The 23673-nt window shown below is 55.6% G+C and carries 21 protein-coding genes; 17 read left to right on the forward strand and 4 right to left on the reverse strand.

Translation table 11 applies throughout. The features are described from left to right. The first annotated feature begins 168 nt into the window (after nucleotides 1–168). Nucleotides 169–783, forward strand: a complete 615-nt coding sequence (locus DFG60_RS03180; RefSeq protein ID WP_114570286.1) for a 3D domain-containing protein — start codon at nucleotides 169–171, stop codon at nucleotides 781–783. A 420-nt stretch (nucleotides 784–1203) separates the two neighbouring features. On the opposite strand, the gene DFG60_RS03185 is transcribed toward DFG60_RS03180, so the two are convergent. After that, on the reverse strand, nucleotides 1204–1641 hold the full coding sequence (locus DFG60_RS03185) for a universal stress protein (RefSeq protein ID WP_114570287.1): 438 nt from the start codon (nucleotides 1639–1641) through the stop codon (nucleotides 1204–1206). Between the two features lie 149 nt (nucleotides 1642–1790). Here DFG60_RS03185 and DFG60_RS03190 point away from each other — a divergent pair, with 149 nt between their 5' ends. Then, nucleotides 1791–2516, forward strand: coding sequence for an SDR family oxidoreductase (locus DFG60_RS03190; protein ID WP_114570288.1), 726 nt, complete (start codon nucleotides 1791–1793; stop codon nucleotides 2514–2516). 52 nt (nucleotides 2517–2568) lie between these two features. On the opposite strand, the gene DFG60_RS03195 is transcribed toward DFG60_RS03190, so the two are convergent. Then, the gene (locus DFG60_RS03195; RefSeq protein WP_114570289.1) at nucleotides 2569–3669 is read right to left on the reverse strand and encodes a M24 family metallopeptidase; all 1101 of its coding nucleotides are present in this window, start codon (nucleotides 3667–3669) and stop codon (nucleotides 2569–2571) included. Between the two features lie 156 nt (nucleotides 3670–3825). Between DFG60_RS03195 and DFG60_RS03200 the strand changes: the two genes are divergently transcribed. Further along, nucleotides 3826–5136: a DRTGG domain-containing protein gene (locus DFG60_RS03200; protein ID WP_114570290.1), complete on the forward strand. Its 1311-nt coding sequence runs from the start codon at nucleotides 3826–3828 to the stop codon at nucleotides 5134–5136. A gap of 28 nt (nucleotides 5137–5164) precedes the next feature. Here DFG60_RS03200 and DFG60_RS03205 read toward each other — a convergent pair whose 3' ends face one another. After that, on the reverse strand, nucleotides 5165–5473 hold the full coding sequence (locus DFG60_RS03205) for a YtpI family protein (protein WP_114570291.1): 309 nt from the start codon (nucleotides 5471–5473) through the stop codon (nucleotides 5165–5167). Between the two features lie 67 nt (nucleotides 5474–5540). Here DFG60_RS03205 and DFG60_RS03210 point away from each other — a divergent pair, with 67 nt between their 5' ends. Then, nucleotides 5541–6479: a DHH family phosphoesterase gene (locus DFG60_RS03210; RefSeq protein WP_114570292.1), complete on the forward strand. Its 939-nt coding sequence runs from the start codon at nucleotides 5541–5543 to the stop codon at nucleotides 6477–6479. Nucleotides 6480–6534: 55 nt separating this feature from the next. On the opposite strand, the gene DFG60_RS03215 is transcribed toward DFG60_RS03210, so the two are convergent. Then, entirely contained in the window at nucleotides 6535–6729 is a 195-nt protein-coding gene (locus tag DFG60_RS03215) for a hypothetical protein (protein ID WP_114570293.1), read from the reverse strand. 151 nt (nucleotides 6730–6880) lie between these two features. Between DFG60_RS03215 and dnaE the strand changes: the two genes are divergently transcribed. From dnaE to DFG60_RS03280, 13 genes are all read left to right on the forward strand, one after another. Further along, complete coding sequence (dnaE, locus tag DFG60_RS03220) at nucleotides 6881–10036, forward strand: DNA polymerase III subunit alpha (RefSeq protein ID WP_114570294.1); 3156 nt, start codon at nucleotides 6881–6883, stop codon at nucleotides 10034–10036. A 100-nt stretch (nucleotides 10037–10136) separates the two neighbouring features. Beyond that, nucleotides 10137–10664, forward strand: coding sequence for a FadR/GntR family transcriptional regulator (locus DFG60_RS03225; RefSeq protein WP_114570295.1), 528 nt, complete (start codon nucleotides 10137–10139; stop codon nucleotides 10662–10664). Then, entirely contained in the window at nucleotides 10661–11542 is an 882-nt protein-coding gene (accD, locus tag DFG60_RS03230) for an acetyl-CoA carboxylase, carboxyltransferase subunit beta (protein ID WP_114570296.1), read from the forward strand. The genes DFG60_RS03225 and accD overlap by 4 nt, the downstream gene beginning before the upstream one ends. Beyond that, nucleotides 11529–12464: an acetyl-CoA carboxylase carboxyl transferase subunit alpha gene (gene accA, locus DFG60_RS03235; RefSeq protein WP_114570297.1), complete on the forward strand. Its 936-nt coding sequence runs from the start codon at nucleotides 11529–11531 to the stop codon at nucleotides 12462–12464. Before accD ends, accA begins: the two co-directional genes overlap by 14 nt. A 103-nt stretch (nucleotides 12465–12567) precedes the next feature. Then, nucleotides 12568–13581, forward strand: coding sequence for a 6-phosphofructokinase (gene pfkA, locus DFG60_RS03240; protein ID WP_332871672.1), 1014 nt, complete (start codon nucleotides 12568–12570; stop codon nucleotides 13579–13581). 78 nt (nucleotides 13582–13659) lie between these two features. Next, nucleotides 13660–15408 (forward strand): pyruvate kinase, encoded by a 1749-nt coding sequence (gene pyk, locus DFG60_RS03245; protein ID WP_114570299.1) that lies wholly within the window; start codon nucleotides 13660–13662, stop codon nucleotides 15406–15408. Between the two features lie 60 nt (nucleotides 15409–15468). Then, nucleotides 15469–15939 carry a DUF441 domain-containing protein gene (locus DFG60_RS03250; RefSeq protein WP_114570300.1) on the forward strand — a complete coding sequence of 157 codons (471 nt, stop codon included), beginning with the start codon at nucleotides 15469–15471 and terminating at the stop codon, nucleotides 15937–15939. A 207-nt stretch (nucleotides 15940–16146) separates the two neighbouring features. Continuing rightward, nucleotides 16147–17259 (forward strand): citrate synthase, encoded by a 1113-nt coding sequence (citZ, locus tag DFG60_RS03255; RefSeq protein ID WP_114570301.1) that lies wholly within the window; start codon nucleotides 16147–16149, stop codon nucleotides 17257–17259. Between the two features lie 66 nt (nucleotides 17260–17325). After that, nucleotides 17326–18600, forward strand: a complete 1275-nt coding sequence (gene icd, locus DFG60_RS03260) for an NADP-dependent isocitrate dehydrogenase (protein WP_114570302.1) — start codon at nucleotides 17326–17328, stop codon at nucleotides 18598–18600. Between the two features lie 34 nt (nucleotides 18601–18634). Next, nucleotides 18635–19570: a malate dehydrogenase gene (gene mdh, locus DFG60_RS03265; RefSeq protein WP_114570303.1), complete on the forward strand. Its 936-nt coding sequence runs from the start codon at nucleotides 18635–18637 to the stop codon at nucleotides 19568–19570. A 61-nt stretch (nucleotides 19571–19631) separates the two neighbouring features. Further along, nucleotides 19632–20381 carry an SDR family oxidoreductase gene (locus DFG60_RS03270; RefSeq protein ID WP_114570304.1) on the forward strand — a complete coding sequence of 250 codons (750 nt, stop codon included), beginning with the start codon at nucleotides 19632–19634 and terminating at the stop codon, nucleotides 20379–20381. Nucleotides 20382–20471: 90 nt separating this feature from the next. Continuing rightward, entirely contained in the window at nucleotides 20472–21611 is a 1140-nt protein-coding gene (locus DFG60_RS03275) for a zinc-dependent alcohol dehydrogenase (RefSeq protein ID WP_114570305.1), read from the forward strand. 376 nt (nucleotides 21612–21987) lie between these two features. Further along, nucleotides 21988–23553, forward strand: coding sequence for an IS1182 family transposase (locus DFG60_RS03280; RefSeq protein ID WP_157964450.1), 1566 nt, complete (start codon nucleotides 21988–21990; stop codon nucleotides 23551–23553). The last annotated feature ends 120 nt before the right edge of the window (nucleotides 23554–23673 follow it).

The raw sequence follows: 23673 nt of genomic DNA on the forward strand, positions 1-23673 counted from the left end.
GCTAAATACCCCCTGTAAACAGTCGAATTCAGAAAATTGGAGACTTTTGTAATCAAATCGAAACAATTCTGAAACGATACTGTGGTAGAGATGTAACGGCACGTCCTCCTTTTGTCATGTATATTAAACTCAGCTCACAAAACAACGACAACATGGAGGGAACATTACATGCTTATGAAACGAATCATGGTAAGTGTTTTAGCGCTTGTGTTAGCACTTAGTTCGTTCGGCAGTCTAGAGGCCGCAGCAGCGACATCTCAGAAAAAAGTAAAATCATCCGTCCAGAACCTTCTCATCCGTGAAAAAGCTTCCACAAAATCAAAGAAACTTGGAATGCTCGATAAATACGAGACGATTACTTATAAAGGAAAATCTGGCGTCTGGTACAAAGTCAGCTTCAACGGCAAGACGGCGTACGTGCATACGAAATACTCGAAGGTCGTGACGGTCTCGGCCGCGGCGGCTAAAGCTGCTTCAGGTTGGAAGACAGTGACGAACGTCAGCGCGACTGCCTATACACCATACGATCCAGGCAGCGGCGGCTATACGGCAATCGGCTGGGACATCAAGAGTTCGAAGAAGAAAGTCGTCGCGGTCGACCCGCGCGTCATTCCGCTCCGCTCGACGGTCAAAGTCTATTACAAAGGAAAGCTCCTTGGCACATATACGGCTGCAGATACTGGCGGCGCGATCAAAGGGAAAAAGCTCGATATCCTCTACTATTCGCGTGCTGAAGCATTCAAGTGGGGACGCCGTACGGTCACGGTCCAATACAAACGATAAGCAAAAGACTCGATGCACACCGGTGCGTCGGGTCTTTTTTAGTGTCAGTACACCTTGGATTCGTTCAACTCCGTACGGGCGTGCGCAATCTCCAGATGTACAAAAGATCAATTAGTGTGATGGTGACGAACGCACCGAGGTAAATCCATATACCTATTCCTTGGCTGATTCCATCTGTCTCTGTTGAAAACCACTAAATACTTCCTGTTCCTAAAATCAGTAAGTTGATCGTGACTACACGGATGATAGTGGAGGACGGTCTGCTTTCTGACCACTTACGGGTGAACACTAGAGAAACGATCAAAGTCACGACGATCAGGCTAAAAAAGGCGGTCAACTTCATCCGAATTGCCTCCCCTCAGAAAATTTTCACACTAGAAAAAAAGAACCGGCCGAAGCCGGTTCCCTTTGGATGATGGGTTAAATACGAACGATAAGGACGTCACACTTCGCATAGCGGGTGATGCTCTCTGAGACACTGCCGATGAAGAAACGTTCGACTGCGTTAAGTCCTGTAGCGCCACAGACGATCAGGTCGACGTTGTGGTTCGGAGCAAGTTTCTTTGCGATCGTGACTTTAGGAGAACCGTATTCGATTGCCACTTCCACTTCACGAACGCCGCGTTCCCGTGCGGTGTTCACATACTCTTCAAGAAGTTCCTTCGCATAGGACTCTGCCCGTTCCGTGATCGTGCGGTCATATGCTTCGACCGTTGCGAACGTACGCGTATCGATGACGTGCGCGATGATCAGCTTCGCGTCGTTTCGAAGCGAGACGTCGATTGCGGTCTCAAAAGCGCGTTCTGCTTCCTTCGATCCGTCAACTGCTACGAGGACATTGTGATAAACGATAGCCATGGTTCATCCATCCCTTCATCTCATATGCTGATTACATCTTCAGTATACCATTCCCAATTCATTGGAATTGTGAACATTTCGAGGGAGCGAAACGATTGTCGACGTCCCGGGAATTGCTTAGTATAGGAAAGAGAGTAGGGAGGGATTCGATGAGACATGCGTTCATCACAGCAGGTACGAAAGGATTAGGACAGGCGGTCACGAAGCGGTTGCTTGCGGAAGGGTGGCATGTGTCCGCGCTCCACCGGTCGCAGGCTGACTTCTCGCATGAGCGCCTGACGTTGTTCAAGGCGGATGTGACGGACCGGGACGACCTGATCGATGCGGTCAGGCAGGCGATCGAGAAGCATGGGCGGATCGATGCACTGATCCTGAACGCCGGACCATATATTTTCGAACGGAAACAACTCGTCGATTATACGGACACGGAATGGGACGAGGTCATCACGGGCAACTTGACGGCGAGCTTCTGGTTGCTCCGCGAAGTTTTGCCGTATATGCGGAAGCAGAACTTCGGGCGCATCATCACGTACGGATTCCCGGAAAGTGCCACGGCTCCCGGCTGGGTCTGCCGTTCTGCCTTTGCTGCGGCGAAGAGCGGAATGGTCAGTTTGACGAAGAGCGTCGCGCTCGAGGAGGCGGAACACGGCATCACCGCGAACATGGTGAATCCGGGCAACATCATCGGCGAAAACAAGACGAAGATGATCGCGGAGTCCGGTCCGGATGACAACACGCCCGTCGGACGTTCCGGCACAGGGGAGGACATCGCCCGGACGATTTCTTTCCTCCTGGACCAGAAATCAGGCATGATCACAGGTGCGGTCATCGATGTGACGGGCGGCGTCAACGTCGTCCATCAGGCGCGGCGGTGAACGAGAACGACGAAAAAAGTGCGACCCGAATCCGGGCCGCACTTCTTTGTGTTCAGCGAACAGGGAGGATCTCGAGTTCCTTCGGAGACTGGGTCAGTCGTTCAGGTCCTTCTGCCGTCAAGTGGATGTCGTCCTCGATCCGGACGCCGCCGACTCCAGGGACGTAGATGCCGGGCTCGAGCGTATAGACGATGCCGGGTTTCGCCGTCAACAGGTTGTTCTCGGCGAGCGACGGGTATTCATGGACATCGATCCCGAGGCCGTGACCGACGCGGTGGGTGAAGTACTCCCCGTAACCTGCCTCCTCGATCACTTGGCGAGCCGCCTGATCGAGTAGACCAAGCGTCGTACCGGCCGTGCTCGCCTCGATCGCTGCGTCGAGCGCGAGGCGGACGGTCTCATACATATTCTTCTGTTCGTCCGTGCCTTCACCGAACAGGAAGGTACGGGTAATGTCCGAACAGTAGCCTCCGTGGACGACACCGAGGTCGAACAGGACGAAATCGCCACGCTTCAAAGCGTTCGCTCCAGGAACACCGTGCGGGTCCGCGCTGTTTTCACCGAACAGGACGAGCGTATCGAAAGACATCTCGCGCACGCCCTTCTTCTTCATCGCGTATTCGATCTCGGCGATGACTTCAAGCTCGGTCACACCCTCGCGGAGTGCCTGCTTGCCGACTTCGATCGCTTCATCTGCGAGCCGTGCTGCTTCCCGCATGATCACGATCTCCTCATCCGATTTGATGAGACGAAGTGCCTGCAGTGCATCTCCGACGTCGATGATCGCTGCTTCGGGCAGGATCGACTCGAGCGAGCGCAGACGGCTGAACGTCAAATGTTCGCCTTCGATCCCGATCCGGTTGTTCGGGATTTCGAACCGGCCAAGGAGTTCCTTGATCTTCTCGAAGGGCTGCTCGTGGTCCTTGTAAGTAACGACTTCGCCTTCCCACTTCTCCTTTGCGATGTTCTCCTCGAGTGCCGGGCAGAATAGGGCGGAATCCCCGTTCGCGCCGATGATGACCGCGATGATCCGTTCGTGTGGCTCAGCAAGGATGCCTGAGAAGTAGAAGACGCCTGCCTTCGAGGTGATGAGGGCGACATCCACCCCGTTATCCTTCAAAATCGCTGATGCCTTGTTCGTCCGTTCCTGCATGAAATCTCCACCTTTCAAAGTCGATTCGCCCCCCATTATATCATTCTTGCAGGGGCAAAACATTTTTCGGAAATGGGACTGGTACACTTTTAATCACTTGAAGTAGTACAGTATAATGACAGGAGAGAAGAATACTGGAAGAAGAAGGGATACAGCATGCCTACCAAACATGAACAGATTATCCGGCATATCGAGGACCTCGATGTCGGCTCGAAGATTTCCGTCCGTCAGATCGCAAAGGATTTGACGGTCTCGGAGGGGACTGCGTATCGTGCAATCAAGGAAGCGGAGAACCTTGGATTCGTCTCGACGATCGAACGGGTCGGAACGATTCGCATCAAGAAGAAACAAAAGGAGAACATCGAGAAGCTGACGTTCGCTGAAGTCGTCAACATCGTCGACGGACAGGTGCTCGGCGGGCGCGACGGATTGCACAAGACGCTGACGAAGTTCGTCATCGGCGCGATGAAGCTCGAGGCGATGATGCGTTACATCGATGTCGACAGCCTCGTCATCATCGGAAACCGGGAAAAGGCGCATGAATTGGTGCTCGCTGCAGGCGCTGCCGTCCTGATCACGGGCGGGTTTGATACGACGGAAGAGGCGAAGCGCCTCGCTGACGAGATGGAACTTCCGATCATCTCGACGTCGTATGACACGTTCACCGTCGCGACGATGATCAACCGGGCGATCTACGACCGTCTCATCAAGAAGGAGATCCTGCTCGTCTCGGACATCCTGATTCCGCTTCATGACACGTTCTACCTTCAGACGTCAGAGCCGATCTCGCGCTGGCATGAGCTGAATGAGAAGACGAAACATAACCGTTATCCCGTCATCGACGATCAGATGAAGGTCGTCGGTGTCGTCACGGCGAAGGACATCATCGACCGTCCGCACGACTGGTCGGTCGACAAGGTCATGACGCGCCATCCGATCACGGTCGGAATCCGGACGAGCGTCACGAACGCCGCGCACCAGATGGTCTGGGAGGGCATCGAGATGCTCCCGGTCATCGATCAATATGGACGCCTCCTCGGCATCATCAGCCGACAGGACGTGTTGAAGGCGCTGCAGCTCGCGAACCGGCAGCCCCAAGTCGGCGAGACGTTCGATGATTTGATCACGGGACAAATCAAAGCGGGGGAAGATGAGAAAGGTCCGTTCCTCTCACTGGAAGTCTCGCCGCAGATGACGAACTTCATGGGTACGGCGTCAAGCGGCGTCCTGACGACGTTGCTCGTCGAAGGGGCGACCCGGATGCTGCGCCATATGAAGAAGGGTGATCTCGTCATCGAGAACATCAGCATCTACTTCATCAAGCCGGTCCAGATCGAGAGTACGATCACGATTCGCGCGAACGTCTTCGACGTCGGAAGAAAGTTCGGTAAGGTCGACGTCGAGATGTACCAAGGAACACAAATCGTCGCAAAAGCGCTCGTGACGTCACAACTGATTGACAGATAACAAAAAAAGACGGATTGCTCCGTCTTTTTTAGGATTGCTCCATCTCGCGAACGACATATGGATAGATTTTGCGGTAACGAATCGTCCCGGCGATGAATGAAGCGACGCCGACGACAATCAAGATTCCGCAGACGACCTTACCTACCGTCGTCGTCAGGCCGGGACCGGTGACGAACTGGTTGACTGCGAACAGGATGACGAACAGGCTGAGCCAGATGCTCGCCTGCGTGTTGAACAAGAGCTTGCGGTTCGGTGACTTCGTGTGAAAAGCCCGGCGCTTCGCGAGCAAGTAGCCGCCAAGCGACAGGACGATCAATACGATCAAGACGAATTGCATGGGTGTTGCCTCCTTCTGGTCGGTCTTCACCTATGTATCATACCAATTAATTAAGGGGCTGTGCAGTGTGAAAGAACAAATCAAAGCAGCAATCGAACAAGCGAAGACCATCATCATCCACCGCCACGAACGACCGGATCCCGACGCGCTCGGAAGCCAGTATGGATTGCGCGATGTGTTGCGGAATCGTTTTCCGGAAAAAGAGATCCTCGCAGTCGGAGGAGTGGCGGAATCACTCCGTTTCATGGGCGATCCGGATCACTTGAAGGAAGCCCACTACGAAGGTGCGCTCGTCATCGTCCTCGATACGGCGAACAAGGACCGGATCGATCTTAAATCGGCGTTCGAAGGAGAGCGGATCGTCAAGATCGACCACCATCCGGACGAGGACCCTTATGCGGAACTTCAAGTCGTCGATACGAGCGTCAGCTCGACGTCGGAGCTGCTCGTCCACCTGCTGAACGAATGGGGTTACACATTGACGAAGGCGGCTGCTCTCCAGTTCTATGCCGGAATCGTCGGGGACACAGGGCGCTTCCAGTTCCGTTCGACGACCCGGAAGACGTTCGAGGTCGCGGCCCAGCTGCTCGATCACGGCATCGACACGGATTGGCTCTACCGCAACATGTATGAGACGGAACTCGCCTCGCTCCATCTGCAAGGTTACGTCCTGCAACACATCGAACTGACACCTGAAGGAGTCGGATACGTCATCATGACGCAAGAGCTGCTGAAGCAGTTCGGGGCGACACCGGAGCAGGCATCCCTTCTCGTCAACAGCTTCTCCGGTCTGAAGGGGATGAAGTGCTGGGCGCTCTTCCTCGAGACACCGGAAGAGGTGCGCGTCCGGATTCGTTCGAAAGGACCGGTCATCAACGGGGTCGCGAAGGAATTCGACGGCGGCGGACACCCGATGGCTTCAGGGGCGACGATCGAGCGGATCGATCAGGCGAAGGACGTCGTGAAACGCTTGAACGAGGTCGCATCCGCATATTCGTTCGAATGAAAAAATGGCCGCTCCCGAGTCTCCGATGAACAGGAAACAGAGGTGCGGCCTTTAGTCATTTCGACTGTTCCGAATCACGCGGGATGAACCAAATCCCTCGTTCCGTGTGGTCTTCGATGACGTCGAGATGAAGTTCCTCTACAGCTTTGCGAATCTTTTCAGCAATCTCTTCCGTCTCCGTGAAGGCAGTGACGCCGAGCTTTAGTTGTTCGACCTTTTCACGGGCGATCTGGCTGCGGTTTAAAATCATGGCAATCTCTCCTTTCCAGGGTGTCATGATATTCCTATATTTATTGTATCGAATAATCGGGAGCGTGGCGAGTGCCGCGCCCGTATAACAAGTGAATCTTCTGAGGCGATCATATAGACGTTCAAAGAAATGACAGGAAGGAGCGAGCGCGATGGTCCAATTGAATGTAAGGAGTGCCTTCAGTCATCTCGAGAGTACGATTCGGCTCCCGGAATATTTAGATGAGCTGAAGGCGAGAGGTGCTGGCATGGCGGCGCTTTGTGAGACGACACTGACCGGGCTGCCAGCTTTCGTCTCGCTTTGCGAGGAACGGAATCTGAAGCCGATCATCGGCATCGAAAATACGCTCGAGCTCGAGGAGCCGCTGCAGGTGCTATGGTTCGCGAAGTCGACGCAAGGGCTCTGGACGCTGTACCGGATTGCAAGCAAAGAGACATATACGGCTGATGAGCAGTTGTACGCCATCGTGATTCCGGCGAAGCAGGCAGCAGACCCGGAGAGATTGCGCCGGGAAATCGTCCAGTGGGTCGGAGCACTCGGTAAGGCTGAAGTGCTGATCGGTGTGCGTGCAGCGAAATCGACAGTCGACCGGGACAGCCGTGATCGCTATCGGCAAGTCGCGGGAGAATTCGGGCTCGAGACGATTCCGGTCGACCCTGTCCGTTTCCTGCGACGCGGGGAGCATGAAGTCTACCAGGCGCTCCGCTCGATTTCCGAGTCTCTTCCTCTTGAGGACGTCAAAATCGAGAAGGATGCCTACTTGAAGACGGTGGCGGAGATGCGTGATCAATTCACGGAGCAGGAGCTGAAGACAGCGAGCCGAATCGCTCAGAGCATCCGTTTCGAATTGCCGGCACAGTCAAGCCCGCTCCCACAGGTCGCGCCGGACTCGAACGATGCGTTGCGGAAAAACGCTTCGGCCGGCCTGCTTGCACGGGGGCTCGATTCGCAGGAGGCGAAGGAACGGCTTGAGTATGAGCTCGGGGTGATCGGGAAGACCGGATTCGCTGATTACTTCCTGATCGTCGAAGACCTGGTGCGCCATGCGAAAGAGGAGGGGATACGGGTGGGGCCCGGACGCGGTTCCGCTGCCGGATCGCTCGTCAGTTATGCACTTGGCATCACGGAGGTCGACCCGCTTCGCTATGGACTGCTGTTTGAGCGCTTCCTGAACCCTGAGCGGATCTCCCTCCCGGATATCGACATCGACATCGAGGATGAGCGGCGGGAAGAAGTGCTCGACTACCTGGTCGAACGGTACGGGGCGACGCATGTCGCGCAAATCGGGACGCTTTCAACGCTCGGTGCGAAGGCTGCGCTGCGCGACGTCGCGCGGGCACTCTCCTTCTCGAAGGATGAGACGGACGCCGCCGCTAAACAATTGAAGCAGTTGACGACGCTTTCTGACATCGAATCGTCGAAGGACATCTATCGCTGGTTCTCGGGCAGTGAAAAAAGGCGGCACCTGTTGCACCTCGCTCAGGCGATCGAAGGACTGCCGCGTCAACGTTCGGTTCACGCGGCCGGAGTCGTCATCGGTTCGAGACCGCTGCTTGAGACGACGCCGCTCGATGTCGGGAACAATGAACGCCGTGTCACGCAATATTTGATGGGTGCACTCGAACGACTCGGGCTGCTCAAGATCGATTTGCTTGGACTTCGGAACCTGACGCGGCTGAGTCAGATGGAACGGCTGATCCGTCACGTCCATCCGGATTTCGATGTCGCTCTGATTCCTGAAGACGACAAATCGACCTATCGGCTGTTCGCACGCGGAGACACCGATCATATCTTCCAGTTCGAATCGAACGGGATGAAGCAGACGCTGCGTGACGTCAAACCATCCGAGTTCGAGGACCTCGTCGCGACGATGTCTCTCTTCCGGCCGGGTCCGATGAAGTTCATCGATGTCTATGCAAAACGCAAGGCGGGACTGCCGTATCAGATTCCCCATCCTGCGATCGAGCAAATCCTGAGACCGACCTACGGCGTCATCATCTATCAGGAGCAGGTCATGGAGATCACGCGCAAAGTGGCAGGCTTCAGTCTGGCAGAGGCGGATTTGTTCCGTCGCGCCATCTCGAAGAAGAGCAGTGAGACGCTCGACAGGGAGCGTGAGCATTTCATCTCGGGTGCTCTCGCGAACGGCTATCCGAAGGAGGATGCCGATACGCTCTATGAGCAGATTGAAAGGTTCGCAGGATACGGCTTCAACCGCAGCCATGCCGTAGCCTATACGAAGATCAGCTACGCGCTCGCCTATATCAAGGCGCACTTCCCGCAGATTTTCATCCTCGTCTCGACGGATCAGCCGGCGGAACTCGTCCGGTCGTTGCGCGAGAGACGAATCCCGGTCCATCCGCCGGACGCATGGCTCTCCTCCTATACGGCTTCGCTAGAAGGGAAAGGTGTCCGGCTCGGACTGAAGACGTTGAAGGGAATCTCCGAACGCGACGCGACCGCCATCAAGGAGGCGGCGAAGGATCACGCGACGATCATGGGGCTGCTTGAGACGCTCGGCTGGGGAAAGAAGGAGCGCGCAAAAATCGAACTTCTTCTGTACGGCGGTGCATTCGACCGGGCGACGCACGGTGACCGGGCACTCGCCGAGCAGGAAGTGCTCGACTACTTCACGGTGTCCTCGAGCACGCTGCTTCCGGACGAACTCGCCTCGCTCGGTAAGCGGCCGTCGATCGTGCGGGAACGCCGGGAGGACGCCGACTGGGCGCGACTCGAACGGGATGCGCTCGGTTTCTGGCTGACCTATTCTCCGCTCTCGACCGCGAAGGACCCGGGCGTCGAGACGAAAAAGTGGCATGAGGCAGAACAGGATGCGTTCTATCTCGTCTGCTATCTTGAAGAGGTTCGGAAGTTCAAGACGAAGAGAGGGCAGACGATGGGCGTACTCAATGCCGCCGATGGTTATTCGACGGAAGAGGTCGTCGTCTTTCCTCAACAATTCGCGGCTTATGGGCGATCACTTTATGAAGGCAACGTCCTGCTGCTCGAGGTCAAGCCTCAAGAGCGGGAAGGTCGCCGGCAATTCGTACTCGAGCGGCTCAAACCGCTCGGCCGGGATGTGCTGTTCGTCAAATTGCCGTCACGCAACGAACTCGCGATGCTCGAACAGGTGCTCGAGATCGTTCCGGGCGATATTCCCGTCGTCGTCCACTATGCGGACGTCGCTGAGACGAAGTCTCTGCCGGAGATCTACGCCATTCGGCCTGAAGCCGATTTGATCGGACGCTTGAAGGCTGAATACGGCGAAGATAACGTCGTACTGAAAAATGTGAAACGCAGTGTCTAGTAGTAGGTACTAAGTTTTGTTATAATAAGGCGTAATTGGTCTGACCAATGCCGCCGAACAGATTTCGAAAGACATTCTGTCAGAAAGGTGGTGCCGTAAGATGGGGAAAAAACAATCCAGCGCGTTCGAGAAGAACATCACGGCCATAAAGACAATGATAGAACACGACGGATTCGTCCCTGGGGACAGAATTCCGTCAGAACGCGAATTAGCGGAGCGACTCTCGATCAGCCGTCCGGCTGTGCGCGAAGCGCTCCGGACGCTCGCTTATCTTGGGATCGTCGAGACGCGGCACGGTGGCGGGAGCTACCTGCTCAATCGCGATGACCACGCTTATATCGAAATCATCGCGCATTTTTTAGTGACCGGAGAATCGAAATTCGAAGATTTGGCAGGAACGCTCCGATTGATCGAACATGCAGCGCTTTGCAAATTGGAAGACCGTGAAAGCTTGCGGGACCACCTCGAGACGGACGCCCTCTTTCGGGAGGTGCTCATCCAATCGACGGGCAATGACCTGTATGAGAGAATCTGGAGACAAGTGAATGCCTTCTATCTGAGTTTCGGCCAAGGTGATCTATACACACGGGCGGAACGGGAGAGTTTCCTGAACGACCGGTCGCGATGACCACAGGAGGGGACGACGTGCAAGCATTCTTTCGAAAACCAAAAAAATTCGTCACGTTGACGAGCAAGGAACAACGTGTCGATGTGCCAGTCGGATTGATGACGAAGTGTCCGAAATGCACACTCATCCAATATACGAAACAACTTGAAGCGAATCTGCGTGTGTGTACGTGCGGATATCATCATCCGCTGACGGCCGCGGAGCGGTTCCGCCAACTGTTCGATGCGGGAAGCGTCGAGCTGTTCGAACTGCCTGAAGTAAAAATCGATCCTTTGTCTTTCAAGGACTACCCGGAAAAGCTCCGGGGAGATGAGGCACGGACAGGTCTTCGGGAAGCGATCGTGTGCGGTGTCGGCAAGGTGAACGGGTATCCGCTCGTCGCCTGTGTGATGGACGCCCGGTTCCGGATGGGCTCAATGGGAGCGGCCGTCGGGACGGCGATCGCGGAAGCGGTGCGTTACGCGACGAAAAACGGTTTGCCGGTGACGATCTTTTCTGCTTCCGGCGGGGCACGGATGCAGGAGGGAATGGTCAGCCTGATGCAGATGGCGAAGACATCGCTGTTCCTTAAGCAGCACGCAGAGGCCGGGCTTCTCTATATCTCTTGCATGACGCATCCGACGACAGGGGGCGTGTCTGCGAGCTTCGCGATGCTCGGGGACGTCAACATCGCTGAACCGGGCGCATTGATCGGATTCGCCGGAAGACGCATCATCGAGCAGACGATTCGGGAAAAGCTGCCGGAAGACTTCCAGACGGCTGAATTTTTGCTCAAGACCGGACAGCTCGATGAGGTCGTGTCGCGTCGGGATTTGAAGAATTACTACACGCGATTACTTCGCATCCACGGGGAGGGAACGAATCATGCAACCATTTGACCAGCCAGTCATTGCGCTGCGCGAGAAGATCCTTGAACTCCATGAGATGGCGGATCGCCAGGGTCTTGACTTCAAGGAGGAACTCAATCTTCTCGAAGAGCGGCTTCGCCGATTAGAACGTGATATTTATGGGAATATGAAAGCGTGGAACCGCGTTCAACTGGCGCGCCACCCGGAACGTCCCACTACGCTCGACTATATTCGCGAGATGTGTGAGGACTTCATGGAAATGCATGGGGACCGCCATGGATATGACGACGCAGCAATCGTCGGAGGGGTCGCTCTCTTCAACGGGCGGCCAGTGACGATCATTGGTCACCAACGCGGGAAAGATACGAAGGAGAACATTCGCCGAAACTTCGGGATGCCGCATCCGGAAGGATATCGCAAGGCGCTCCGGCTCATGCAACAGGCGGAGAAATTCAACCGCCCGGTGATCACCTTCATCGATACGAAGGGTGCATACCCGGGACGGGCTGCAGAAGAGCGCGGACAGAGCGAAGCGATCGCAAGGAATCTGTTCGAGATGGCAGGACTTCGTGTCCCGGTCATCTCGATCGTGATAGGGGAAGGCGGATCGGGCGGCGCACTCGGTATCGGAGTGTGCGACCGTCTGCTGATGCTCGAGAACTCGACTTACTCGGTCATCTCGCCTGAGGGAGCGGCTGCATTGCTTTGGAAGGACGCGGGCCTCGCCGAACGGGCGGCTGAATCGATGCGTATAACGGCACCCGATCTCGTCAATCTCGGCATCGCGGACGGTATCATTCCTGAAGTGGTCGGAGGAGCACATCTGGATGTCTCACTACAGGCAGATAAACTGAAGACTGTCATAGCACAGGAGCTTGAGGAACTGGTGCGACTTACGCCGGAAGACCTTATTTTGCAACGTACCGAAAAATATCACCAAATTGGCACATAAGCTCTCTGTAAACGCTAACACGGTTGGGGGATGTAGTGTCACGTCGGAAAAAGCAAGCGGTCCGCTTGCTTTTTGCCGTAAACGCCTGTTGTAAAACAATAAAATGCCGTGCTATTTTATACTCAGATTTAATGGAGAGGTGATTATCGTGAGTTTAAAGCGTATTGCTGTTTTGACAAGCGGCGGAGATGCACCGGGAATGAATGCCGCGGTGCGTGCTGTCACGCGTAAAGCAATTTTCCACGGTCTCGAGGTATTCGGTGTCTACAATGGATACCAAGGACTGATCAACGGAGATCTCGTCCAATTGAACCTCGGTTCTGTAGGGGATATCATCCAGCGCGGAGGTACTTTCCTCCGCTCGGCTCGTTGTCCTGAATTCCGGACGGAAGAAGGACGCGCGAAAGCTGTCGTCAACTTGAAGAAGTTCGAAATCGACGCGCTCGTCGTCGTCGGTGGTGACGGGTCATACCGCGGTGCCCAAAAGTTGACTGGACTCGGGTTCCCGACTATCGGGCTTCCTGGGACGATCGACAACGACATTCCGGGTACGGACTATACGATCGGTTTCGATACAGCCCTCAACACGGCGCTCGAGGCGATCGATAAGATTCGCGACACGGCGTCTTCGCATGAGCGGACGTACGTCATCGAGGTGATGGGACGTGACGCAGGCGACATCGCGCTTTATGCCGGTCTAGCCGGTGGCGCGGAATCGATTCTCGTACCGGAACGTCCGGAAGACCTCGCTGGCGTCCTTGAACGGATCCGCAGCGGCGTCAACCGCGGTAAGAAGCACTCGATCGTCATCGTCGCGGAAGGTGTCGGCCGGGCGCAGGACGTCGGCGACCGCATCGCGAACGAGACGGGTCTCGATACGCGTGTGACGGTTCTCGGCCACGTTCAGCGCGGCGGTGCTCCGACTGCTGCTGACCGTGTACTTGCAAGCCGGATGGGCGCATATGCGATCGACATCCTTCTCGAAGGAAAACAAGGGCGTGTCGTAGGTGTCCGGGGCGGCAAGATGATCGATCTCGACATCGACGAAGCTCTTGACGGTAACAAACACGTTCTCGACCTCGATATCCTCGAGTTGTCGAAGCAGCTTTCGATCTGATATCCAGGTCGACGGCATATAGGTACAGTTGGCACTGTTTTTCTTAAACGGCCAAACATCGTAGGAGGTTTATTGAAAATGCGTAGAACTAAAATTGTATGTACGATCGGTCCAGCTTCAGAGAAGCGGCTGCCGGAAATGATCGAAGCGGGGATGAACGTCGCCCGTCTCAACTTCTCACATGGTGATTACGAAGAGCACGGCGCACGTATTGCAGACATCCGCAAAGCATCTGAAGCATCAGGTAAGCTTGTTACAATCTTGCTCGATACGAAAGGTCCTGAAATCCGCACGCATACGTTCGAAGAAGGTAAGGCCCTTCTTGAAAAAGGCCATGAAGTAGTGATCGTCAGTGGCGACTCGAATGAGATCGTCGGTACGAAGGACAAGTTCTCAGTGACTTATGAAGGTCTCTATGATGACGTTGAAGTCGGTTCGATGATCATGCTCGACGATGGACTGATCGGTCTTCGCGTCGCTGAGAAGCTTCCAAACCGTGAACTTCGCTGCACGATTGAAAACGAAGGTGTCATCAAGACGAAGAAGGGGGTCAACCTCCCGAACGTCAAGGTCAACCTTCCTGCACTCACTGACAAGGACATCGCAGACATCGAGTTCGGTATCAAGAATGACATCGACTTGATCGCAGCTTCGTTCGTCCGTCGTGCTTCTGATGTCATCGCGATTCGTCAGCTTCTCGAGAAGAACAACGCGAGCCACATCAAAATCTTCCCTAAAATCGAGAACCAGGAAGGCGTCGACAACATCGAGGAGATCCTCGCCATCTCTGACGGCCTCATGGTCGCTCGTGGAGATCTCGGTATCGAGATCCCGACTGAAGAAGTAACACCTGCTCAAAAGAATTTGATCAAGTTGTGCAACGACTTCGGTAAGCCGGTCATCACAGCGACGCAAATGCTCGATTCGATGCAACGTTTCCCGCGTCCGACACGTGCGGAAGCATCTGACGTAGCGAACGCCATTCTCGACGGTACGGACGCAATCATGCTTTCAGGCGAGACGGCTGCAGGGGACTACCCGATCGAGTCGGTCCAAATGATGCATTCGATCGCGAAACGTACGGAGAAGATGCTCGACTACAAGCAACTTCTGAAGGATCGTCAAGTACGCAGTGAACATACTGTGACGGACGCGATCGCACAAGCGGTAACGCACACAGCGATCAACCTGGACGCGAAAGCGATCCTCACACCGACGCAATCGGGCTACACGGCTGCCCGGATCTCGAAATATCGTCCGGAGCCGAACATCGTAGCTGTGACGCCGAGCTCGCGCGTCGCGCGTCAGCTCAACATCGTATGGGGTGTGTATCCGATCGTCGTCGAGCACCTCTCCGACAACACGGATGACATGCTCAACCTTGCAGCAGACACTGCGAAGGAAGCAGGATTCGTCACGGACGGCGACCTCGTCGTCATCTCTGCAGGTATCCCTGCTCTTACTGCGGGCACGACGAACATGCTCAAGATCCACATCGTCGGTAAAGAAATCGCGATGGGACGCGGTATCGGCGAGCGCGGAGTCGTCGGTGAAGTCGTCATCGCGAACAACGCAGAAGAAGCGAACGCGAAAGCGAAACCGGGTATGATTCTCGTGACGTCATCGACTGACCGTGACATGATGCCTGCAATCGAGCAATCGGTCGCGATGATCACGATTGACGGCGGACTTACGAGCCACGCCGGCATCGTCGGACCATCACTCGGCATCCCGGTCATCGTAGGTGTCGAAGAAGCGATGAGCACCTTCAAGGACGGTCAGATGATTTCGATCGATCCGCTGACAGGTAAAATTTACAACGCTTAAGATTGAACGGACGGATTTGGTGCTTGCGCCAAATCCGCTTTTTTCATGGGGGGAATCGGAATGGAAGCGTATCTCTTTTTGCTGGCGCTCGTGCTGATCGGCGTGATCGCACAGAACAAATCACTGATCATCGCGGCGTCGTTCCTGTTGATCATCAAGGCAATCGGTCTGGAGGACCGCGCCTTCCCGTCACTCCAGGCGAAGGGGATCACCTGGGGGGTGACGTTGATCACGGCAGCCGTCCTCGTCCCGATCGCGACAGGAGATATCGGATTCCGGGAGCTTGCCCAGAGCATTCGCGGGCATGTCGGCATCATCGCCTTCCTGTCGGGGATATTCGTCGCGATCGTCGCTGCGAGCGGCGTCGGTCTGATGAAACAGGATCCGGTCGTGACGACCGCGCTTCTGGCAGGAACGATTCTCGCGGTCGGCGCGTTCAGAGGTGTCCCGGTCGGACCGCTGATCGGGGCCGGCATCGCAGCATTGCTGATCAGCCTGTGGGACGTCATCGCGAAGTTCATCAACGGATAATCGACAGACGTCAGATTAATTTTTTTGATAAAGTATGCAAGTTCGTTCACTTTTTGGTTAATTTTGTTTATACTAAGAACAGAAACAAGATGGTCTGGTCAGAACGCAAAGATAGTGCGGGGGAGCACCGCTGACCAGACGTCTTTTTTTCAATACGGAAATGAAAGCGTTTTACTATTTCTGGGGGGAAAAAGGGGGATTTACAGCATGACACAAACTAAAGGTTTAGAAGGTATCGTCGCTGCTACCTCGAAGATCAGCTCGATCATCGATGGCCAGCTGACATATGGTGGTTATACAATTGATGACTTGGCGGAGCACGCCACGTTCGAGGAAATCGTCTTCCTGCTATGGAACGATCGTCTTCCAAAACAAGAGGAGCTCGACCAGCTCGCGAAAGCGCTCGTCGACGAAGCGCATGTCGATGACGCCGTTCTCGAGACGCTGAAGAAAGCACCGAAGACCGCTAACGCGATGGCCGCCATCCGAACAGCGGTTTCACAGCTTGCTCTCTATGATGAGGCATCCGAGGATATGTCGCGTGAGGCGAACTACGCCAAGGCCATCAAGCTCCAGGCACAAATTGCAACACTCGTCACGGCCTATGCCCGTATCAAAAAGGGACTCGAGCCGGTCGCACCGAAAGCAGGACTTTCATACGCGGCGAACTTCCTCTACATGCTGAACGGTGAGGAACCGACGGAAGTGGCAGAAAAAGCCTTCAACCAGGCGCTCGTCCTCCACGCGGACCATGAACTGAACGCATCTACGTTCACGGCGCGCGTCTGCGTCGCGACATTGTCTGACATCTATTCAGGTGTCACGGCTGCGATGGGCGCACTCAAAGGTCCTCTTCATGGTGGCGCGAACGAAGCTGTCATGAAAATGCTGGTTGAAATTGGCTCTGTTGAAAAGGTGGAAGAGTACGTTCATAATAAGATTGAGAACAAGGAAAAGATCATGGGCTTCGGTCACCGTGTCTATAAGGACGGCGATCCGCGCGCGAAACACTTGCAGGAGATGAGCCGTCAGCTGACAGCTCAAATCGGCGAGCCGCAATGGTACGAGATGTCGATCAAGATCGACGAGATCATGCAGGCTGAAAAAGGCTTGAAGCCGAACGTCGATTTCTATTCTGCTTCTACGTACCATGCACTTGGTCTCGATACAGAATTGTTCACGCCGATCTTCGCGGTCAGCCGGATGTCTGGATGGCTCGCACATATTCTAGAGCAATATAGCGATAACCGTCTCATTCGTCCACGCGCTGACTACATCGGTGAAACACACCGGACGTACGTGTCCATCAACGAACGTTAAGAGGACGGAGAGGAGAAATCCTCTCCTACTTTTTTGACGTCGACTATCTTTAAGGGGGATTTTAACATGGCAACACTACAAGGCGAGAACATCACAGTATCAAACGGTAACCTGAACGTCCCGAATTCACCGATCATTCCGTTCATCATCGGTGACGGAACTGGACCTGACATCTGGAACGCGGCAGTCCGTGTCTTCGATGCGGCAGTCGAAAAAGCTTACGGCGGCGAGAAGAAGATCGAATGGAAAGAAGTCTACGCTGGGGAGAAAGCCTTCAACAAGACGGGGAACTGGCTTCCTGAAGAGACGCTCGATCTGATCCGCGAGCACATCATCGCGATCAAAGGACCGCTCACGACACCTGTCGGCGGCGGAATCCGTTCGCTCAACGTCGCACTCCGTCAAGAGCTCGATCTTTACGTTTGCTTGCGTCCTGTCCGCTACTTCAACGGCGTTCCGTCACCGGTAAAACGTCCTGAGGATACGGACATGGTCATTTTCCGTGAGAACACGGAAGACATCTACGCAGGTATCGAGTACGCAGAAGGCAGCGACGAAGTGAAGAAGTTGCTCAACTTCCTCCAGACAGAGATGGGCGTCAACAAAATCCGCTTCCCTGAGACTTCAGGCCTCGGTATCAAGCCGATCTCGAAGGAAGGAACGGAGCGTCTCGTCCGCGCTGCGATCGAGTATGCACTCGAGAACAAACGCGCGTCGCTCACACTCGTCCACAAAGGTAACATCATGAAGTTCACGGAAGGCGCGTTCAAGAACTGGGGTTATGAACTCGCTGAGCGTGAATACGGCGAGCAAGTCTTCACATGGGCTCAGTACGACCGCATCAAGGAACAAGAAGGCGCAGACGCTGCGAACACAGCGCAGGCTGACGCTGAAGCGGCTGGCAAGCTGATCGTCAAGGATTCGATCGCTGACATCTTCCTCCAGCAGATTCTCACTCGTCCAAAAGAGTTCGACGTCGTCGCGACGATGAACTTGAACGGGGACTACATCTCGGACGCGCTCGCTGCACAAGTCGGCGGTATCGGTATCGCACCGGGAGCGAACATCAACTACATGACAGGCCACGCGATCTTCGAAGCAACTCACGGTACAGCTCCGAAGTATGCTGACCTCGACAAGGTCAACCCGTCTTCGGTGATCCTCTCGGGTGAGATGATGTTCCGTCACCTTGGCTGGAACGAAGTCGCTGACCTCATCATCGCATCGATGGAGAAATCGATCGACGCGAAAGTCGTCACATATGACTTCGCGCGTCTGATGGACGGCGCGAAAGAAGTGAAGTGCTCTGAGTTCGCTGACGAGCTCATCAAAAACATGTAATCGTTTCACCACTTTAAGCGAGGGGGAACACGACATGAACAAGCGCAAGAAGATTTCGGTCATCGGAAGCGGCTTCACGGGCGCTACGACTGCGCTCTACATCGCGCAGAAGGAGCTCGGTGATGTCGTTCTGGTGGATATGCCGGCGATGGAGAATCCGACGAAAGGAAAGGCGCTCGACATGCAAGAGACGGCGCCAATCCAAGGATTCGATTCCTGGGTCACGGGGACGTCCGACTATGCGGAAACGAAGGATTCGGATATCGTCGTCATCACGGCGGGCGTCGCGCGTAAACCCGGCATGAGCCGGGACGATCTCGTCGCGACGAACGCATCTGTCATGAAGGCGGTCACGAAGGAAATCGTCAAGCATTCGCCGGATGCGATCCTGATCGTCCTGACGAATCCGGTCGACGCGATGACCTACACGGTCTTCAAGGAGTCCGGATTCCCGAAGGAACGAGTCATCGGGCAATCGGGGGTACTCGACACGGCACGTTTCCGCGCGTTCGTCGCGATGGAGCTGAACGTGTCGGTCAAGGACATCTCGGGCTTCGTGCTCGGGGGGCACGGGGACGACATGGTGCCGTTGCTTCGTTACTCGTATGCAGGAGGTATCCCGCTCGAGAAGTTGATCGAACCGGCCCGTCTTGAAGCGATCGTCGAACGAACGCGAAAAGGCGGCGGGGAAATCGTCCAGCTTCTAGGAAATGGGTCTGCCTACTATGCGCCAGCCGCCGCCATCGCTGAGATGGCGGAAGCAATCCTGAAGGATCAGCGGCGCATTCTGCCGGCGATCGCGTACCTCGAAGGAGAGTACGGGTACGACGACATGTATTTCGGTGTTCCAACGATCATCGGAGGAAACGGGATCGAACGCGTCCTCGAACTTGAACTGACGGAAGATGAACGGACTGCGCTTGACCGGTCGGCAGAAGCCGTCCGGAAAGTCATGGGGATCCTCGCTTGACCAAAAGCGAATACGAAGGGCGAATCCGCGAGGGTTCGCCCTTTTTTAGGGGGAATCGTTAATGAAAAAAGCAATCGTGACAGGTGTCGGAAGGCTTGACGGCATCGGCGCTGCTGTTTGCCGCAGGCTCGCGCAGGAGGGGTACGATCTGTATATGACCTACTATGCTCCATACGATGAAAAGCTCGGCGGTGCCATGCAAGACCGGGCAGCGTTCGAGACGGAGCTCGGACGGGAGGGGGGACGCATCCATTCAGCATCCTGGGACCTGACGGATCCTGTGGCCTGCAACCGGTTGATCGAGGATGCGGAACGGGTGCTCGGAAAGTTATCATGTCTCGTCCACACCGCCTGCTATTCGACGGAGGATGACATTTTCACTGTGTCGGCTGAAACGCTCGACGCACACTACGCCGTGAATGGGAGAGCGACGGTATTGCTCGTCCGGGCGTTCGCGGAGCAGTTCGAAGGAAGCGACGGGCGAATCGTCCTTTTTACGTCCGGCCAGTCGAACAGTCCGATGTCCGGTGAACTCTCATACGCTCTGACGAAAGCGATGAGCGAGACGCTCGTCCGGACGGTCGCGTCCGATTTGATGGGGAAAGGGATCACGATCAACGCGATCAATCCGGGACCGACGGATACGGGCTGGATTACACCGGACTTCGAGAGCTCTTTACGCGAGCGATTCCCTTCCGGTAAGATCACGCAACCGGAGGATGCGGCGAAGGCCGTCGCGATGCTGCTCGGTGAAGACGCATCCTTCGTCACGGGACAGGTCGTGCACGCGGAGGCCGGTTTCCGTCATTGATGTTTTTTTAGAAAGACGTAGTTTTTCCTCAGAATCAGGGTAAAAGTTAATTGTTGTCACAAAAACCTGGATTTCAAAGGAGGAAACTGAATGCGCGCAGTTACTTACCAAGGAACGAAGAGTGTAGAAGTCAAGAACGTAGCGGACCCGAACATCGAGAAGAATGACGACATCATCGTCAAGATTACTTCGACGGCGATCTGCGGGTCTGATTTGCATATCTATCAAGGGAACATGGGGGCGCACAAGGACTATGTCATCGGACATGAGCCGATGGGGATCGTCGAGGAAGTCGGACCAGAGGTGACGAAGGTCAAGAAGGGCGACCGTGTCGTCCTGCCGTTCAATGTCGCTTGTGGACATTGCTTCTACTGTGAGCACGACATGGAGAGCCAGTGTGACAATTCGAACGGCAACCCGCACGTCGATACGGGCGGCTACTTCGGCTTTACGGAGCAGTTCGGCGGATATGCTGGAGGACAGGCGGAATACCTCCGCGTCCCGTACGGAAACTTCATGCCGCTCGTCGTCCCGGAGTCGTGCGAACTCGAGGATGAGGCGCTGTTGTTCCTGTCAGACGTCATCCCGACCGCCTACTGGAGCGTCGAGAACTCCGGCGTCAAGAAGGGGGACACGGTCGTCGTGCTCGGGTCCGGACCGGTCGGTTTGATGACGCAAAAGTTTGCCTGGATGAAGGGCGCGAAGCGTGTCATCGCCGTCGATCAGGAAGTCTACCGCCTCAATCACGCGAAGATGACGAACAAGGTCGAGACGGTCAATTTGAACGATCAGAGCGAGACAGGGCAATACGTGAAGGAATTGACGCAAGGCGGGGCGGACGTCGTCATCGATTGTGTCGGCTTCGACGGTAAGATGTCACCGATCGAGAAGGTCGAGCAGAAGGTCGGGCTTCAAGGCGGCACGCTCAGTGCAATCAACATCGCGAAGGATGCGGTCCGGAAGTTCGGTACGGTCCAGCTGACCGGCGTCTATGCGAAGAAGTACAACCAGTTCCCGCTCGGCGACTTCTTCACGCGCAACATCACGCTGAAGATGGGGCAGGCGCCAGTCGTCCACTACATGCCGGAGCTGTTCCAGAAAATCGTCAACAAGGAGTTTGATCCGACTGACATCATCACGCACCGTATCCCGCTCGAAGATGCGGCGAACGCCTATCAGACGTTCAATGACCATGCGGATGGATGTATCAAAGTCGTTCTGAAACCTTAAGGCAAAAAAAGAGGGTGACTCATAAGTCGCTCCACAATCAATCCTTGTGACGGGCAGTTCCGTCGCACTCGCTTTCCGCGGGCGGGACGCAAGCCGCGGCCGGACCGCACTCCCTGCGGCCGTGCCGGGTCTCGCCTGTCCCTGACTGAAGCGCTGATCGCGCTTCATCTTCCCGTCGGAGTCGAGCGGCGACTATGCCTGCCCTGTCTGAACAAAAAAATCCGACCGTCCCGATTTATTTCTCGGGACGGTCGGATTTTTCTATGCTCTGCCATCTCTTCCGAGACACTCTGCCGCGCACCTTTGGCGCGCATGAAAAAAGCCCTCATCCCTTGTACAATGGAGCTGCGAAACAACCATGAAAGGAATGAGGACCATGCGAGAGCAGACCGGAGCCGCCCTCTACCGTCACTATAATACGAACCGCCGTCAGAGCGCAATCACGCTCGACGAGTATGTACCAAAAGAGCATATGGCCCGGCTCGTCGACGCCGTCATCGAGGGGATGGACGCGGACCTTTTCCTCGCCCACTGCAAGACGATGGGCCGACCGCGCTATCACCCGAAAATGATGACGAAGGTCGTCGTCTACAGCTACGCCGTCGGCGTCTATTCCGGGCGACGGATGGAGCGCCTTCTCCACGAGCACCTCCCGATGATGTGGCTCGCCGCGCTCGAGAGCCCGGACGCGAACACGATCAACCGGTTCCGGACGGGACCGATGGCCGCGCTGCTCGGGGAGGTGTTCCGCGCCGTCCTCGGCCTCCTGATCGATCGTGGCGAGGTGAAGTTCGAGGACTACTTCGTCGACGGGACGAAGATCGAGTCCCGCGCGAACCGCTACACGTTCACCTGGAAACGAGGCGTCCAATCTCACCAGCGCAAGATGGAGGAGAAGTTCGACGGCTTGATGCGCCAGATCCTCGAGGAAGGCAACGAGAGCGTGGAGATGCCGGAGACGCTCGAGGAGAAACTCGGGCTCGGACGCGCACTGATCGGCGAGCGCCTCGCCGAGGCGCCGAAGGACCGGGAACTGAAGAAGGCCGCCAAGCAGGTCGACGGGTGGATCGAGCGGCAAGCGCGCTACGCCACGCAGCTCGCGACCTGTGGAGACGACCGGAACAGCTACAGCAAGACGGACCCCGACGCCACGTTCATGCGGATGAAGGATGATCATATGAGGAACGGCCAGCTCAAGCCCGCGTACAACGTCCAGATGGCGACCGAGAACCAGGTCGTCCTCTTCTACAGCGTCCATCAGCGTCCGACGGACGCCCGTTGCCTCGTCCCACACCTCGAGGGGATGGAACGTTTCTTCGCACCGCTCGGCCGACGGCCGAAACGGATCATCGCGGACGCCGGATACGGGTCCGAGGAGAACTTTCTCGCGCTGAATGAGCTAAGATATGATGCCCTCGTCAAGTACAACAACTATGCCAAGGAACAGAAACGGAGCTACGCGAAGGACGCGTTCGTGACGGAGAAATGGCCACACGACGAAACGACCGACACGCTGACCTGCCCTGCCGGCAAACTACTCCGACGCTCCGGAACCCGTCGCCAACAGACCGGTTCCGGGTTTGTCATCGAGCAAGCGGTGTACGTGTGCGACGAGTGTGTCGGCTGCCCGTTCCTCGATGACTGCATCCGCCATCGCCGTTCCGAGCGTTCCTTCGAGAAGCCCCGGAAGACGGTGCGCCGTTCCTCGAGATGGCTTCGGCTCAAACGCGCCATGAAGGAGAAGTTGGAATCCGGGACCGGGAGGGCCATCGCAGCAAGACGCAAGATCGAGGTCGAGCCCGTGTTCGGCTCGATCAAGTCCAATTGGGGCTTCCGGCGATTTCGGCTCCTTGGCCTCGAAGGGGCCTCTCTGGAGTTCGGACTGGCAGCCACCGCACATAACCTCCGGAAACTAGTTAATACAACCGTAGCGATGAGGTAAATCGATTGAAAAAGAGGCAAGGCAAGGAAAAAGACAGCGCGTTTTCGAGAAAAATCCTCGAAAACGCGCTGTCTTTCATTCATTAGAGAGAGGTGATCGTTCTACTTTTGAGTCACCCTC

The sequence above is a fragment of the Exiguobacterium flavidum genome, assembly GCF_003344535.1.
In the GTDB taxonomy this organism is placed as follows: Bacteria; Bacillota; Bacilli; order Exiguobacteriales; family Exiguobacteriaceae; genus Exiguobacterium_A; species Exiguobacterium_A flavidum.